General features: G+C 65.2%; 18 protein-coding genes and 1 pseudogene. 6 read left to right on the top strand and 13 right to left on the bottom strand.

The features are described 5' to 3' along the window. Positions 1-58: 58 nt before the first annotated feature. The gene (locus ABZ789_RS17270; protein WP_358425954.1) at positions 59-790 is read left to right on the top strand and encodes a DJ-1/PfpI family protein; all 732 of its coding nucleotides are present in this window, start codon (positions 59-61) and stop codon (positions 788-790) included. Between the two features lie 116 nt (positions 791-906). Next, complete coding sequence (locus tag ABZ789_RS17265; protein WP_358425951.1) at positions 907-1,344, top strand: carboxymuconolactone decarboxylase family protein; 438 nt, start codon at positions 907-909, stop codon at positions 1,342-1,344. 27 nt (positions 1,345-1,371) lie between these two features. Here ABZ789_RS17265 and ABZ789_RS17260 read toward each other — a convergent pair whose 3' ends face one another. From ABZ789_RS17260 to ABZ789_RS17250, 3 genes are all read right to left on the bottom strand, one after another. Beyond that, a complete protein-coding gene (locus ABZ789_RS17260; protein ID WP_358425948.1) occupies positions 1,372-2,100 on the bottom strand; it encodes a LysM peptidoglycan-binding domain-containing protein in 729 nt (242 codons plus the stop codon). 44 nt (positions 2,101-2,144) lie between these two features. Next, the gene (locus ABZ789_RS17255; protein WP_358425945.1) at positions 2,145-2,600 is read right to left on the bottom strand and encodes a nitroreductase family deazaflavin-dependent oxidoreductase; all 456 of its coding nucleotides are present in this window, start codon (positions 2,598-2,600) and stop codon (positions 2,145-2,147) included. A 296-nt stretch (positions 2,601-2,896) separates the two neighbouring features. Continuing rightward, positions 2,897-3,622, bottom strand: coding sequence for an amino acid racemase (locus tag ABZ789_RS17250; RefSeq protein ID WP_358425943.1), 726 nt, complete (start codon positions 3,620-3,622; stop codon positions 2,897-2,899). A 606-nt stretch (positions 3,623-4,228) separates the two neighbouring features. Here ABZ789_RS17250 and ABZ789_RS17245 point away from each other — a divergent pair. After that, positions 4,229-5,296 carry a hypothetical protein gene (locus ABZ789_RS17245; protein WP_358425940.1) on the top strand — a complete coding sequence of 356 codons (1,068 nt, stop codon included), beginning with the start codon at positions 4,229-4,231 and terminating at the stop codon, positions 5,294-5,296. Positions 5,297-5,494: 198 nt separating this feature from the next. Here ABZ789_RS17245 and ABZ789_RS17240 read toward each other — a convergent pair whose 3' ends face one another. Then, the gene (locus ABZ789_RS17240; RefSeq protein ID WP_358425937.1) at positions 5,495-5,680 is read right to left on the bottom strand and encodes a hypothetical protein; all 186 of its coding nucleotides are present in this window, start codon (positions 5,678-5,680) and stop codon (positions 5,495-5,497) included. Positions 5,681-5,683: 3 nt separating this feature from the next. Here ABZ789_RS17240 and ABZ789_RS17235 point away from each other — a divergent pair, with 3 nt between their 5' ends. Together ABZ789_RS17235 and ABZ789_RS17230 are read left to right on the top strand one after the other, a co-directional pair. After that, positions 5,684-6,646 carry an alpha/beta hydrolase gene (locus ABZ789_RS17235; protein ID WP_358425934.1) on the top strand — a complete coding sequence of 321 codons (963 nt, stop codon included), beginning with the start codon at positions 5,684-5,686 and terminating at the stop codon, positions 6,644-6,646. Between the two features lie 389 nt (positions 6,647-7,035). Beyond that, positions 7,036-7,914, top strand: a complete 879-nt coding sequence (locus ABZ789_RS17230) for a class III extradiol ring-cleavage dioxygenase (protein WP_358425931.1) — start codon at positions 7,036-7,038, stop codon at positions 7,912-7,914. A gap of 252 nt (positions 7,915-8,166) precedes the next feature. Here the strand turns inward: ABZ789_RS17230 and ABZ789_RS17225 are convergent, their stop codons facing one another. The 6 genes from ABZ789_RS17225 to ABZ789_RS17200 form a co-directional block, all read right to left on the bottom strand. Further along, positions 8,167-8,268, bottom strand: a complete 102-nt coding sequence (locus ABZ789_RS17225) for a pentapeptide repeat-containing protein (protein ID WP_358425928.1) — start codon at positions 8,266-8,268, stop codon at positions 8,167-8,169. 60 nt (positions 8,269-8,328) lie between these two features. Further along, on the bottom strand, positions 8,329-9,063 hold the full coding sequence (locus ABZ789_RS17220; protein WP_358425925.1) for a heme-binding protein: 735 nt from the start codon (positions 9,061-9,063) through the stop codon (positions 8,329-8,331). A gap of 228 nt (positions 9,064-9,291) precedes the next feature. Beyond that, positions 9,292-10,056, bottom strand: a complete 765-nt coding sequence (locus ABZ789_RS17215) for an ABC transporter permease (protein WP_358425922.1) — start codon at positions 10,054-10,056, stop codon at positions 9,292-9,294. Continuing rightward, positions 10,053-10,865: an ABC transporter ATP-binding protein gene (locus tag ABZ789_RS17210; protein WP_358425919.1), complete on the bottom strand. Its 813-nt coding sequence runs from the start codon at positions 10,863-10,865 to the stop codon at positions 10,053-10,055. Before ABZ789_RS17210 ends, ABZ789_RS17215 begins: the two co-directional genes overlap by 4 nt. After that, complete coding sequence (locus ABZ789_RS17205) at positions 10,862-11,224, bottom strand: DUF1048 domain-containing protein (protein ID WP_358425916.1); 363 nt, start codon at positions 11,222-11,224, stop codon at positions 10,862-10,864. Before ABZ789_RS17205 ends, ABZ789_RS17210 begins: the two co-directional genes overlap by 4 nt. Then, on the bottom strand, positions 11,221-11,556 hold the full coding sequence (locus ABZ789_RS17200) for a PadR family transcriptional regulator (protein WP_358425914.1): 336 nt from the start codon (positions 11,554-11,556) through the stop codon (positions 11,221-11,223). The genes ABZ789_RS17205 and ABZ789_RS17200 overlap by 4 nt, the downstream gene beginning before the upstream one ends. Before the next feature lie 672 nt (positions 11,557-12,228). On the opposite strand from ABZ789_RS17200, the pseudogene ABZ789_RS17195 reads away from it, so the two are divergent. Then, positions 12,229-13,259: pseudogene (locus ABZ789_RS17195) on the top strand (transposase). Positions 13,260-13,410: 151 nt separating this feature from the next. On the opposite strand, the gene ABZ789_RS17190 reads toward ABZ789_RS17195, so the two are convergent. The 3 genes from ABZ789_RS17190 to ABZ789_RS17180 form a co-directional block, all read right to left on the bottom strand. Beyond that, positions 13,411-14,046: an RES family NAD+ phosphorylase gene (locus ABZ789_RS17190; RefSeq protein WP_358426216.1), complete on the bottom strand. Its 636-nt coding sequence runs from the start codon at positions 14,044-14,046 to the stop codon at positions 13,411-13,413. A gap of 9 nt (positions 14,047-14,055) precedes the next feature. After that, positions 14,056-14,673, bottom strand: a complete 618-nt coding sequence (locus ABZ789_RS17185; protein WP_358425911.1) for a hypothetical protein — start codon at positions 14,671-14,673, stop codon at positions 14,056-14,058. 120 nt (positions 14,674-14,793) lie between these two features. Further along, positions 14,794-15,123, bottom strand: a 330-nt coding sequence (locus tag ABZ789_RS17180) for a transposase (RefSeq protein WP_358425908.1), incomplete at its 5' end; no start/stop codon positions are given.

The raw sequence follows: 15,123 nt of genomic DNA, 5'->3' as shown, positions 1-15,123 counted from the left end.
CACGCGCCCGCACTCGACAGAACCAGCAGATCTCGGGCACCGATCGCTTCGGCTGCCGGTGTCGCCGGTCGCCCGTCCGTTCGAGATCGCCGCTGTCGGTATCGAGCGCATCGACAGCGATGTCGGCGTCCGAATCGACGAGGACGGCAGCGCAGGAGGCGAGCCGTACGATCCGGAGATGACCACGACCGACTACGGCATCCTCGTTTTCGACGACGTCGAAGTGCTCGATGCTTTCGGCCCCTTCGAGGTGTTCTCCGTCGCCGCACGACTCACCTCCGGTAGCGAGCACGCAATCGGGGGCGCCACCCTGGTCTCCGCCTACCGGGATCGCCCGATCGTGACCGCGCGTGGCGGGCTGCGGGTGCTCACCGACGTATCGATTGCCGACGCACCGGCGTTCGATGTTCTGCTGATCCCCGGAGGCGTCACCGGTCGCGTCGAGCAGGAGGACGCGGTGGTGTCGTGGATCGCACAACGCGCAGACACACCGGTTCTGGCTTCGGTGTGTACCGGTGCCTTCCTTCTGGCGGCCGCTGGGGTGCTGACCGACCATCGGGTCACGACGCACTGGGACGATCAGGCGGAGCTGCGGCGACGCTTTCCCGCATTGACCGTTGTGCCCGACTCGCGGTGGGTGTGCGACCGCGGCATCTACACCTCTGCCGGGATCTCGGCCGGCATCGACCTGGCGCTGCACCTGGTCTCGCTCGTCGACCGCGATCTGGCGCGGCGGGTCGCGCGGCAGATGGAGTACCGGTGGCGGGAGTCCCCGGAAGGCAACGGGTAGGGAGCGGCCGGCTTTCCCAGGAGCGATGCGAACCGCCCCCAGCGGTCTCGGTGCGGCTGACAGAATGAAACAACCGGTCATTCGTGCCGGTGTCGCTCACCGGAAGGACATCCACGATGGCGCACGTCAACCTCGGTAAGCAACACCCGGCCGCCTACAAGGGCGTGCTGGCCCTGAACCAGGACGTCGAGGAGGCCGTCGCGCAGGCCGGTCTCGATGCGAAGCTCGCCGAACTGGTGAAGATCCGGACCTCGCAGCTCAACGGATGCGCGTTCTGCCTGCGTATGCACACACGCGACGCGCTCGACAAGGGCGAGACCACCGATCGCCTCGCGGTCCTTGCCGCCTGGTGGGAGTCGCAGTACTTCACCGAACAGGAGCGGGCCGCACTCGCGCTCGCCGAAGAAGTCACGCACCCCATGGAGCCCGGTCGTCACGAGTGGGACGACGGGTCACTGAGCGACGAGCAGGTCTCCGCGATCACGTGGCTCGCGATCGTCATGAACGCGTGGAACCGCATCGCCGTTCGGAGCCACTACCCCGTCGCCCCGTGACCTGCACCGACCGGACGGCCTCCCCGATCAGAAGGCGGTGAGGTTCGGGAGGAACAACACCTGCCCGACGGTGATCTTGTTCGGATCGGCGACGTGGTTGGCAGCCGCGATCATCGCGAACATCTCCGCGTTCCCGTAGTGGTCCTCCGCCAGAGCCCGCAGGGTATCGCCGGCGACGACCGTGTGCCGATAGTTGAGTCCCGGACGGATCAGCACGCGTCCGACCTCGACGTGATCGGGATCGGTGATGTGGTTCGGGAACGAGATCACCGGATGCAACTGCGCCTCGCCGTACCAGCGATGTGCCAGTTCGGACAGCGTCTCACCCTCCACCACGGTGTGGTGCCCGACGTCGCCGAGTTCGGGGATCAACAGCGAGCGGCCGACCTCGACGACATTCGGGTCACCGATGTGGTTGGCCGCGGCGAGTACCGGAAACAGCGTGCCGGCGCCGTAGAAGTGCTGTGCCAGTCCCGACAGCGTTTCGCCGGGCGCGAGAGTGTGCCGACGGGTGATGTACGGGATGAGCAGTTCCTGACCGACGGTGATCTCGTCCGGATCGACGATCCCGTTGGGAACAGCGATGACGGGGAACAGGGTCGCGTCACCGTAGAACCGCTGTGCCAGCTTCGACAGGCTGTCGCCTGCGACGACTTCGTATTTCGTAACCATGATCGTGCCTCGGAGCTTGTGGATGGTCGGCGCTTCGAGTGAGCCGCCGAGGACCATGCTTCGCACCTCCGGGGGCGTGGACACGCGTAGCGCACTACCCGAGTCTCGTGCCGCGCGACATCCGGCCGCTACGTCGAGGGAATCAGTTCGAAGACCGGATGGTGTTCGGCCTCGGCGACGAACCGCTCCACCGGGTCGTTCGCCGTTGCCTGGAAATAGCGTCGGGTCGCCGACGCCAGTTCGACGTACCGCTGCAGGACGGGGCCGGCCTCCTCAGCCGACACCTCGCGGGTCGAGTAGCGACGGGTATCGCGACGTCTGCCGAGTTCGACCTCGCCGGAGGCACGCGCGTTGTGCACCCATCCCACCGGTCCGTACGGGGCGACCAGCCATCGCTTTCCGTGCAGATCGACCACCACGACGGGGTTGCGCCGGAGTTTCCCGGTGCGCCGTCCGCGTGTTGTCAACAGGGAGGAGTGCGGCACCATACCCGCGCGGGCAAGAACGCACATCACGACGTTCTCGAGGTGTCTCCACCGGCTCGGTCGGTACCTGCGCTCGGGACGGAACGAACTGTCGGTCATGGTCCGCGCCCGAGTCCGCCGCGTACCTCGGAAGGCTTACCGAGGTTGTTCGACGTGGGAGAACATCGACGCGAGACGCACCCCGGCCTCGCTGGGCCGGGGCAGCGTGGCCGACGTTGCCGCATGCGGCCGGCCGGACGACGACCTGTCAGTGCCGGCTGGTGGATTCGTCCGTGACGAGCCGGTACAGCACATACACCGCGAACCACGCGATGAGGACCGACGCGATCACGAGGGCGATCTCGTAGAAGAGGACCATGTGCTCGATGCTACGACCCCCTCGAGCCGCGTGCCTGTTATCGCCGGAACTGTCCGCCGCGCCAGCTGGGCAGCTCGCGAGTGCCGAGTGCCACCTCGAGGGCCGCGCGACCGGACAATCGCGTCGAGTCCAGCACCGGTAAGGGTGACTCGTCCGGGGAGAGCAGGAGTGGGATCTCGGTGCACACGAGCGCGACCGCATCGCACCCGGAGTTCGCGAGCCGGCCGATCAGGTCGACGAAGGACGCCCGGGTCTCGTCCCGGAAGACTCCGTGGACCAGCTCGTCGAAGATCGCAGCGTGCACCAGGGCCTGGTCGTCCTCGGTCGGGATGATGCTCTCGATCCCCCGTGCCGCCAGTTCCCGCGGATACAACGGGCCTTGCATCGTGAACCGCGTTCCCAGGATGCCGACCCTTCGGTGCCCGGCGCGCTGCGCCGCGTCGGCCACGATGTCGATCAGATGCAGGCCGGGAATCGCGAGTGGCTCGCCGGCTGTCTCGAGTGCCAGGTGGGCGGTGTTGTCCGGGCACACGAAGAAGTCGCAGCCTGCCTGCTCCAGACGGGCGACGCTCGTCGTGAGCACTGCGCGCACTGCTTCGTAGTCGGATCGGTCCCAGGCGGGCATGCAGTGTACGAAGGAGATGCAGTCCATGGTGATGTCGGGATGGGCCGGATGTCCGAGTCGGGTGCTGTGCTGACAGACCTCGCGCCAGCACAAGGACGCACCCTCCCAGCTGTGGCCCAGGATTCCCACGTGTTTCACTGCCGTACCCCTCTCCTGCGACTGTGGTCGCTCTCCCTGTGACGAGCGGGAGAGCGACCACAGTAGTGACGGATCAGGACCCGGACGACGATCCGGTCTCGATCAGCTGCGTGATGACGGCGACGAGAACCTCCGCGAGGAACGTTGATGCAGAGCCCATTCGAGTATCTCCTCGTTCGACGTGTGCGCTCGATCGAGCGCAGACTGCGCAGCGCTGCAATGCCTTTCATCGCATCCGCATGCTGTGGCAGACGGTAGACAACTCACGCTCCGCGCATGCGATGGCCGGCGCCACGATCGAGGGTCCCGCTTTCCTTACAGCCTTCCCCTGCCCCCGATCCGAGGGCTGCACAGTTTTCGGAGCCTCCGACCACATGATCGTCATAAGTGGGGATTATGACGATCAACTCGTCTGCCTGATTTCACTGCAATCAAGGTCGATCTAACTCAAGTTTTCTGTAACGGAATACGAATTAATGTCCTTTCCCCAGTTCGATGCATTTCATAACGTTTCGTTTCGTGACAGTATGGTGTCTTTATTACGTAACTTAATGCGATACACTGCTCTCGACCTGGGATTTCGGAGCGAGACCACGAGGACCACCGATGACCGACGCACACTCCCCCACCCCCGAACCTGCCACCGACGACGAAGACCCGCGCAAGCCCCGGGTGGGGCGTCCGCGGAAATACGCAACCCCGGCCGACCGCGTGCGCGCCTACCGCGAGCGCGAACGGGCCAAGAAGGAAGCAGCGGGCACGGCTCCGCCGGCAGTCGACAGCCCCGACGATGCGGTCTCCGCGCTCACGTCTGCCACCACCGCGCTGCGGGCACTCGCCACGAACACCGTCGAGCAATACGCCGCGATCGCCGACCGGATCACCACCGCGGTCGACAAACTCACCGACGCCGAAGCGCTCGAAGCGCAGATGGCGCGGTCCGCCGCCGAACTGGCCAAGGTCAAAGCCGACGCCGACGCCAAGATCGTGCGCCTCCGCGAACAACTCACGCAGGCCCTAGAGGACCGCGACAACGCGGACGCCGCGGTGGCCGCCGTCGACACCGAACTCGCCGACGCCCGCGTCGCCCACACCGAGCAGGTGCGCCGCCTCGAAGAGGCGCATCACACTGAACTGACCCGGGTGAAGGAGGAGCACACAGAGACCCTCCAACGATGGAAGGACGAGTTCGACGCGACCAACGCCGAGCACGCACGTGTCGTCGCCGAACTGCGTGCAACGATCGCCCAGCAGGACGAATCCCTGGCCACGCAACGCCGCGAACTCACCGACACGGTTGCGCAGCGCGACCGCGCGACCGCCCAGATCACCGACGCGCGCGCCGAACTCGCGCATGTACAGGCATCTCTCGAGCGAGAGGTCGCGGGCAGAGAACGTCTCGAGGCCGAACTGGGCGCGGAGCGCGAACGCGCCGCCGAATTGCGTAGCTGGCTCGAAGACTCCCGCATCACTGCGGCGACCGCGCAGGCCGCCGAAACCGCAGCACGCGAACGGGGCAACGAACTACGGGCCGAACTGTCGGCGCTGCGCGACGAGATCAACGCCCTGCGCAGCGAGGCGAAGTCATTGCAAGTCGAGAACACGCAACTCCGAGCCGAGTCGGCTGCCCTGCGTAGCGAGCTCGAGGCAGCGAGAGGATCCGGCACACGCTGAAGGCCCGGACTCGTCACCGAGCGCATTTCAGCGATGCAGCCGGCACCTACCCGGCTTCCGCTGCCGCACGGGCCTGTGCCGCAGCATCCGACGTGCCGGCGATGGCCGCCGTGGTCCGGGCGCCTTCGGCGAGGATGGCGAGCTGGGGGCAAGGGATTCGGGCGCAACGGCTTCGGCGACCAGGCGTGCGACGTAGCGTTAGACGTCTGCCTTGTGCTCGCGCACGATCTCGGTAACACGCAAGTTCGCCGAGCCGAGTTCGCCTAAGGCGTTGAGGAATCGGCAACCGTGGAAGTCGGGATCTGCGAACCAGTCGCTCAGGAAGTCGTCGAGCGAGAATGATTGTTCTCGCCATCCGGCTCCACCGACCAGAAGGACGGTCACGCCATGTCCGCGAACCCGAAGAACATCTCCCTCGAGCCCGCCGCCCAGGCCTTCGTCGAAGCGACGGCCGACCCGCCGTACCTCTACCAACTCGCCCCCGAGGAGGGACGGAAGGCCGTCGACGGTGTGCAGGACGAACCGATCTTCAAACCCGCGATCGACGAGGAATGGATCGAGATCCCCGGCGGCCCGACCGGCACCGTCCAGGTTCGCATCGTGCGCCCGGCCGGGACCACCGGCACGCTGCCGGTCATCCTCTACACCCACGGTGCCGGATGGGTCTTCGGTGACGCCCACACGCACGACCGCCTCGTGCGCGACCTCGCTGTCGGCGCGAACGCCGCCGTGGTCTTCCCCGAATACGACCGCTCACCCGAGGTGCGCTACCCGCACGCACTCGAACAGGTCTGGGCCACCGCGCAGTGGATCGTGACCGCCGGTGCCGAGAAGAACCTCGACGGCACCCGCCTGGGTGTCGCCGGCGATTCGGTCGGCGGCAACATGACCGCAACCCTGACCCTGCTCGCCAAACAGCGCGGCGGCATCGACCTCGCCGCTCAGGTCCTGTTCTATCCGGTCACCGACGCAGCCTTCGACACTGCCAGCTACCACGAGTTCGCCGAGGGATACTTCCTCACCCGCGACGGCATGAAGTGGTTCTGGGACCAGTACACGACCGACGAGACCGACCGCGCCCAGATCACCGCCTCGCCGCTGCGTGCCACCACCGAGCAGCTCAGCGGGCTACCCCCGGCTCTCGTGATCACGGCCGAAGCCGACGTGCTGCGCGACGAAGGCGAAGCCTACGCAGCCAAGCTCCGCCGGGCCGGCGTCCCCACGACGGCAGTGCGCTACCAAGGCATCATCCACGACTTCGTGATGGTCAACGCCCTGCACGACACGTTCGCCGCGAAAGCCGCGGTCGCTCAGGCGGTCGCGTTCCTCCGGGACGCTCTGCACGCGTAGCCGACTCCTTGCGGCGCTCGCACAACAGCGGAGGCGAGCGCCGCAGCGGGGTGCCAGTGATTCAGCCCTGTGGGGTCACCCCCGGAATCGGCACTAACTCGACCCACCGCAGTGCCGATCCCCCGCCCCAGGAAGGACTAGAACTGTTCCGTCGAGGGCGATTCTTAGCCAGAATGCCGCAATCGGTATGTCCCACAGATGCTCAAGTTCGAGGACGCTGCCGTCGTCGCGCCACAGCCGCATCCCCCGTCGCGAGCGAACGGAGCCGGCCATAGTCGACGAAACCGCGGCCGGAAACCCTCGACCATCTACGCGCCGACCCGCCCCGTATTCCAACGCGAGGTCTCGATGTTAGTTTTGCTTCCCCGTTGAAATGGCCGGAGGTCCGCATGCACGCCACACCCCCATCCGAGCTACCGACATACTTCCTCAGCCACGGCGCAGGACCGTGGCCGTGGATGGGCGACAACATCTTCGGTCTCGACCACTCCCATCTGCGCACCTCCATCGAGCGGATCCCCCAGGAAGTGGGAACCGCCCCTACCACTGTGCTGGTGATCTCCGGCGAATGGGAAGCCGACGAATTCACCGTACAAACCAACCCGCACCCCCCGATGCTCTACGACTACGGTGGCTTCCCCGAATTCACCTACCGTATCCAGTACCCGGCACCTGGATCTCCTGCCGTGGCAGCACGCATCACCACCCTGCTCGGCGAAGCAGGCATCCGCGTCGACACCGACCCTCACCGCGGATACAGCCACGGCACGTTCTCCCCCATGCATATCGCGTGGCCCGGCGCGGACATCCCCGTTCTGGAACTGTCGATCAAAGCGTCGTACGACGCCGGCGAGCACCTCGCCGTCGGCCGAGCTCTGGCACCTCTACGCCGCGAAGGTGTACTCATCATCGGTAGCGGATCGAGCTACCACAACCTACGACCGACCGATCCGCACCTCGCAGCACGAGCTTCCCGACAATGGGACGACTGGCTCACCGCCGCCGTGACCGGAGCACCCGAACAACGCAGCGCTCTCCTGCAGAACTGGCACCGAGCACCCGGTGCCCGTGTGGCTCATCCCCGCGAAGACCACCTGCTGCCGTTGATGGTCGTCGCCGGCGCCGCCGAGACGGAACCGGCCCAACGCACCTATCACGAGGATTCCTTCGGTGGAGTCGCGGTGTCGGGCTACCGCTTCGGCAATCCGAACACGCTGCCTGAGCATCTGATTACGCATCCGGCCACACACGGCGAAATGCGGTGGTGAGAAGAGAGTACCGCGGAAGGATACGGACGGCCGACGAGCACGGATCACTCCTCTCCTATGGCACCGGCCGATCGTGGAGAAATGGGACCGGTCATCTGGGCGAGCACCACACCAATCATTGCGGAGCCCGTCGATGCCCCGAGGGAACGTATGAGCGAGTCGAAGCCGTTCGCAGCCACGATCTCGTTGCGGGCCACCGTTCCATGATTAGGCTTGGGCATGACGCCGTAGGCGATGCCCATACCGGCCTGCTCACCGCGTGGGGATCGTCAACGCGACTCCCGCGTCGGTGAACTCTGCGTCGGTGAGGCTTGCTCCGCGCAGGTTTGCATCGGTCAGGTCTGCCTGGCACATCTCAGAGATTGACGCCTGCACTGTCCGCGGCAACGAAGTGATCCGGCGGACCGTCACACGTCAACAAGTGGCCACCGGTACCACTACTTCGTTGCGACGGCGAAAAGGGAGGCTCCAAGAAGGATCGTAGAAGCAAGCGACGGGTTCTCCCACCGGCACCCATTCGGTGTTCTCCAGTGCGCCAAGCAGCTCGGCGGCACGCGTGGCGACCGCCGTAGCGCTGCGGCTACCGGTGAAACGCCGTGCCGCAATCGTTTCGTCAGGTACCTCCACCAATTCCACCTCTTGGTTGTCGGGGGTGGGCAGGGCACTCATCGTCCATTGCGAGGGCATGTAGAAACTGATGATCCACGAGTTGTCCGCACTGCGTGCCTGAGACACGGGCGCAGTCATCGCAATCTTCGGCTTCTCCTCGTTGCCGCCGAGGATGTATTCGGCCAATTTCCGGAAGCCCGCATCTCGTGCACTCTCCTCGTCACCGCGCACCGCCGTCCGAGCGGCCCGTCGCGGCGCGTACCCGGCGGATCTCGACACCGTGCGTCCGCTCCTCGATTTCATAGTGCGGCTCTTCGGTCGCGCCGTCGGGGCTGCGGGGTCGGTGAGGTAGACCTTGTGGCGCAGCTCGATCATCACCGAGCTCACGCGTTCATCGCGGCCGTAGTTGCGCAGCGGTACGTAACTTCCTGCGTACGGGGTGTTCTCGGCGAACTGATCGATCTCGGGCAGGGACGCGAATGCGCCGTGGACAGCGGCGATCAACCATCCGGAGGTGTGGACTGTGTCGGTGCGATACAAGTGCCGGACGTTCGGCGGTGGGGTCCTCGAAGCTGGATGGGGTGGCGGGATAAGAGTGCAGATCGATGATCACCGCGCGTCTGCACATGTCGAATGAGGCATCAACCAGCTCGAGCAGTTCCGGCGGCGAGCACTCGTTTCGACACGCTCACCGTCCGGTATCCGGCCACCGTCCAGATCGCTGCGATCAGTCGGTGGCTGTGAGGCAACGAGCTTGTGAAACACGCCTTAGCTGATCTTGCGTCGGTAGACCGCCGTGGCAGCGACGTATGCGAGAGCAAGGATACCGACGCACCAGGCGAGGGCGACCCAGATCGCACCCTCGATCGGTCGCTGGGCGAAGATATCGCGAATCGTGTCGACGATGGCGGTCACCGGCTGGTTCTCGGCGAACCACCGCACCGGGGCCGGCATGGTCTCGGTGGGCACGAACGCGGAGCTGACGAATGGCAGGAAGATCAGCGGGTAGGCGAAGGCGCCTGCCCCGTCGACGGTCGTCGCGGTAAGTCCCGCGACGACAGCGACCCAGGTCAATGCCAAGGTGAACAGGGTCAAAATGCCTGCCACGATGAGCCAGTCCAGCACGCTCGCCCCGGTGCGAAAGCCCAGGATCGAGGCGACGCCGATGACGACCGCCAGGGAGATCGCGTTCGCGATCAGCGACGTCAGCACGTGCGCCCACAGTGCGCTGGATCTCGCGATCGGCATGGACTGAAAGCGTTCGAAGATCCCGCCCTGCGTGTCCATGAAGAGCCGATAGGAGGTGTAGGCGATCCCCGACGCGATCGTGATGAGCAAGATTCCGGGCAACATGTAGTCGAGGTACGAGCTCGTTCCGGTGTCGATCGCCCCGCCGAACACGTACACGAACATCAGCATCAGAGCGATCGGGGTGAGCGCGGTGGTGATGATGGTATCCGGGCTGCGCAGGATGTGGCGCAGCGAGCGGCCCGTCAGGGTGGCGGTGTCCCGGTAGGCATAGGTGATGGTCATCGTCGCTCCTGACGGGGTGTCGGGGGGTCGCTGGCCGCCTGGGGGTCGACGGTGTCGCTGTTGCCGACGACGGCGAGGAATACGTCCTCGAGAGTGGGCTGCTTCTCGACGTACTCCACCGTCGCGGGTGGCAGCAGTGCTTTCACTTCGGCGAGGGTGCCGTCGACGACGATTCGCCCCCGGTGGAGGATCGCGATCCGGTCCGCGAGTTGTTCGGCCTCCTCCAGGTACTGCGTGGTGAGCAGCACGGTGGTGCCACTATCGGTGAGATCCGCGATGGTCCGCCACACGTCGAGGCGTGCCTGCGGGTCGAGACCGGTGGTCGGCTCGTCGAGGAAGATGACCGGCGGATCTCCGATCAGACTCATCGCGATGTCGAGTCGTCGACGCATACCACCGGAATACTCGGACGCTTTCCGGTTGCCCGCGTCAGTGAGCGAGAAGCGGTCGAGTAGATCGTCCGCGACCCGGCGGGGGCCATCGACGTGACGGAGTTTCGCGACGAGCACAAGATTCTCTCGCCCGCTGAGCATTTCGTCGACCGCTGCGAACTGCCCGGTGAGGCTGATCGACTCTCGCACCTGGTGCGGTCGGGTAGCAATGTCGAAACCGTTGACGGTAGCCGAGCCGGCGTCGACCGAGAGCAGGGTGGCCAATGCCTTCACCAGCGTCGTCTTGCCCGCTCCGTTCGAGCCGAGCAGCGCGAAGACGGTGCCGGGTGCCACGTCGAAGTCGACACCTCGAAGCACCTGCAGGTCCTTGTACGCCTTCTCGAGGCCCCGGACCCGGATCATCGTGCCGGTGGTCATTGCTGTCCTCGTTCTGCATCCTCGGTGGCGCTGGTCAGCCGGGCGCGTTCCTTGTCGATCCACTGCTTGGCCGTGTAGGCCTGCACGAACGTCTCCGTGAACTCGACCGGGTCCTCGCCGACGATCTCGCGCACCGGTGTGCCGTCGATGGCGGCCCGCTCCCAGAGATCGGCCAGGTCTCCCACCATCGTGACGAGGGTCGCGCCGTCGGTGATGCCGCTGGAGTAATTGACATATCGCAGCACTGCCTTCGCAGCGGTGTCGTACGGTGCGGGAAGTGCATCGATGCGGGCGGCGTGTCGTTTGTACTGCTTCTTCTGGTCGAACGATCCGGTGATGTTTTCGATCCAGTTGGTCATGACCGTGATCCTCCCTGGCGCAGTTGTTCGATGCGTTCTGCGAGGAAGTTCCATGTCCTCCAGAACTCGTCGAGTTGTTCATTTCCTTTTGCGTTGATGGAAAAGACTTTTCGCGGAGGACCCTTTTCCGAGGGCACCTTCTCCACGTCCACGAAACCACGTTGTTCCACCCGGACGAGTAGGGCGTACACGGTACCTTCGGCGAGTTCCGTGAAGCCTCGGTCTCGCAGCAGGGCGGTGATCTCGTAGCCGTAGGCGGGGCGTTCGGCCAGGAGCGCCAGGACGATTCCCTCGAGTGTGCCTTTGAGCATTTCCGTCATCGGATTCGCCATTTCCGCCCTCCACCTACTCGGCGTTACTGAGTACCAGTACAAAGTAACGCTGAATACCGGTACTTGGCAACACCGAGTAGTGCCCGAGTGGCTACTCACGGTACGTGAGGCGGGAGGTTCGCGTCGGCGGCCACGTCGTTGACGACCCGTCACCACCGACCTCCTGTAGAAAACCGCGTTCGAAGCCACTGTGCCCTGAGCTCAACAGAGACGCTCGAGGACACGCCTCCTCGGTTCCACACGAAGGCGAAAATCGGCGACGTACCGCTCGACTTCGGACGCCGAGACCAGCCCGCCTCCCTCTGCAGCCGGCACGAAACTCGACATCAGATCTGTCGACGTCGCAGGACACACGGGCCGACCCGTTGCCCCTTACCCGTGTTCCACCTTTTCGTGTGGCCCGACACCGCTGGGGCACACAGGTACTCCGGATCGACTCAGCCTGCCGGCACAGCGCTCGTTGCCGGACCCCGTCCTGCTCGAAATGACCAGCGGCTCTGTTTGTCACGGTTCGCCGCCTCCCGCGGTTGCGTCCATGAAGATGGTGTACGAGCCGCAACTGAATGACCCTGCGGGCGGGTCGTAAACGAACGAAAGACGGTCACCGCGTGATTCTCGAAGAGACCGACCAAAGTCGCTCGAGACAGGACCACGCGATGACCACCGCCCACGATGTCGACCTACGCCGCCTTGTCGAAGACTTCACTCACCGGCGCCAGCCCTGATCTGCTGCGTGAACTGTTGTCGATGTTCATCGACGCTTCGGTGAGCGCCGAAGCCGACGTGTTGTGCGGCGCCGACTACGGCCAGCGTTCCGGCGAACGGATCGACACCCGCCATGGCTACCGGCATCGGGGCTTCGATACCCGGGTCGGCACCCTCGATGTGTCGATCCCCCCGTTGCAGCAGGGTTCGTACTTCCCGGACTGGCTGTCTCAGCGGCGCAAACGGGCCGAACGGGCCCTGACCACGGTGGTGGCGACCTGCTATCTGCTCGGGGCGTCCACCCGAAGGATGGAGAAACTCGTCGACACCCCTCGAGATCACGTCTTTGTCGAAGTCGCCGGTCAGCGTCATGGCGAAAGAGTTGGACGAGCAGGTCGAAGTCTTCGCAGCCGGCCGCTCGACGCCGGTCCCTATACGTTCGTCGCCGCCGATGCGATGGTCCTCGAGGTCCGGGAGAACGGGCGGGTGGTCAACGTGCACACCCTGGTGGCGGTCGGCGTCAACGCCGACGGCTACCGCGAAATCCTGGGTGTCGAGGTCACCTCCACCGAGGACGGCGCCGGCCGGCTGAGCTTTTCCGCGGACTGGTCGCCCAGGGCCTGTCCGGGGTGCAGTTGGTGACCTCCGATGCCCACGCGGGCCCGGTCGGAGCGGTCGGAGCGACCCTACCCGGCGCATCCTGGCCACGATGCCGGACGCATTACTCGACCAACCCGATGGCGGTGACCCCGAGAACATCGTGGCCTGGGGGTACCACCCGCATGCGGGGGGGTGAAGACATTGCCGCATTCGGTCTACGACCAACCCGACGCGGATTCGGTTCGCGCGCAATAGGACCGGGTGATCGACGCTCTCGAATCGAAGCTACCGAAGGTGGCCGAGCATCTCGACACATCGCGAGCGGACCTGCCGACGTTCACCGCGTTCCCGACGCAACACGCCCGCCCAGACCGTCACCGAACCGACGGAGGAGGTGACGCCCGCCTTGAGTGCATAACCCCCACGAGGAATCACGCGACGACCTCGCACACCACCTCACGGGACTTGCCCCGCCAATGCCTCCCCCGACATTGGTGACCTCCCCCCGTTCAGCATGTGTGCGAGCAATGGCCATGCCCCACATCCGGATCAGACAACGACATAGCCGAGTTCGTGGGCCGCGGTATCAACGGCATCAGCCAGACCAGGATGCGACAAGGGAAGAGACAGGACAGGACGCTGCGGAAACGCGTCGGCAGCACGCTCGACGACAGCAACGGACGTACTGCCGGCAAACCGGCCCCGATAGGCGATGCCGTCGAGACCGGTGTGCGCGCGATGGATAGCACGGGCCCAATGCTGCGAGAGACGATGCGGCGCGGAATCGAGAGCATGGTTTCCTCCCACCCGCGTGACCCATGCACCTCCACCGATACCGGACACGTCGAGCAAGCGCACAATGCGGGTGAAGCGCACACCGGTCAGATAAGGGACACCGCGATGGCGATCGATCACCCGCGCCGATTGAAACGCCTCCGCCAATGCACCTCGGGGGCTGGAAGCGCCATACCAAACTCCGTAGCCAGGATGATCCCCGCGAGGGAGCGGATGTTGATCGAACCGCAGGATCGGCCCGAACTCACGCAACGCATTCCACGGGAGAACATGCGAGCCGGTCGTGCGGTGCACGCGCCATACGATCTCGCTCGGCTGCCACTCGAGCTCTTCCTTCGGTAGCAGACCTGCGGTACGAAGCTGCGCGATCGAGGGAGGCGGCGGAAGCATTGCCCCCATCTACGCCGATTCCCACTCGATGGCAGCAAGCACGTCGACCACGCGCTCGATCTCTTCGGGTGTGCCGGCGCTGCCGGTCAGCCACGCGACGATCGAGACCGGCCCACCCTCGACAACCAATGACGGCTGCGGCTGTGTGAGCAGTGTCTGCACCGTCAGCGGGTGCAGGTCCCTCGGGACGTGTGGCAGGACTTTGTCGAGGTGAGGCACTGTCCCACTGTCGGTGAACTGCGCCGGGGGCAACAAGCGGTTACGGCCGGAATCGAATGCCCACAGGGTGCCGTCGGCGATTCGTTGCCTGATGCGGGCCGGCGTGACGCCGAGACGGAGTGCAGCGTCTGCAATGGACAGCGAGGTCGCGACGAGGTTGGCCATCCGGACGTCGCGGTCGATTCGCGCAGCCGTGGCAGCGGGGGGACTCGCGGTGAATCCGGCTTCGGTGAGCACGCGTGCGTCGTGTTCGGACAGTGCTGGTCCGGCCGGATTCGCCGTATGGAGGCCCTTCAGGATCTGCACGAGTTGGTCACGGCCGAGGTCGACGCCGGTCACTTCACGCAAAGCCTCTTCGAAATCGAGGTCGCCTCGCAGATAGCGGCTCTCTGTCGTTGCTTCGCTCATCACCACGACCTCCCTATTTGCGATGATTTACATCCGCAAATACATGATAGCGAACTCGGCCGAGAAGGCACACCCTTATGACTCCCGTCGGCCTAGGGCGTGTTTCAAAAGGTCGCTGGCTCATAGCCACTGACTGATTGCGGCGATCTGGACGGTGGCCAGATACCGCACTGCGAGTTTGTCGAAGCGGGTGGCCACCGCCCGGAACTGCTTGAGTTGGTTGATGCCGCATTCGACGGCATGCCGCTGCCGGTAGACGGTGCGGTCGAAGGCCGGTGGTCGCCCACCCTCGGAGCCGCGGTTGCGGCGGTGCGCGAGCTGATCGGACGGGATCGCAATGGTAGCCCTGATCCCACGTTTACGCAGGTAGTCCCGGTTCGCTCGGGAGCTGTAGGCCTTGTCCGCCAGCACCCGATCCGGTCGCGTGCGCGCTCGGCCGGCACCGAACCG

This window comes from Rhodococcus sp. NPDC047139 (genome assembly GCF_040643435.1).
Lineage (GTDB): Bacteria > Actinomycetota > Actinomycetes > Mycobacteriales > Mycobacteriaceae > Rhodococcus.
This window is presented reverse-complemented; position numbering and strand designations above follow the sequence as displayed.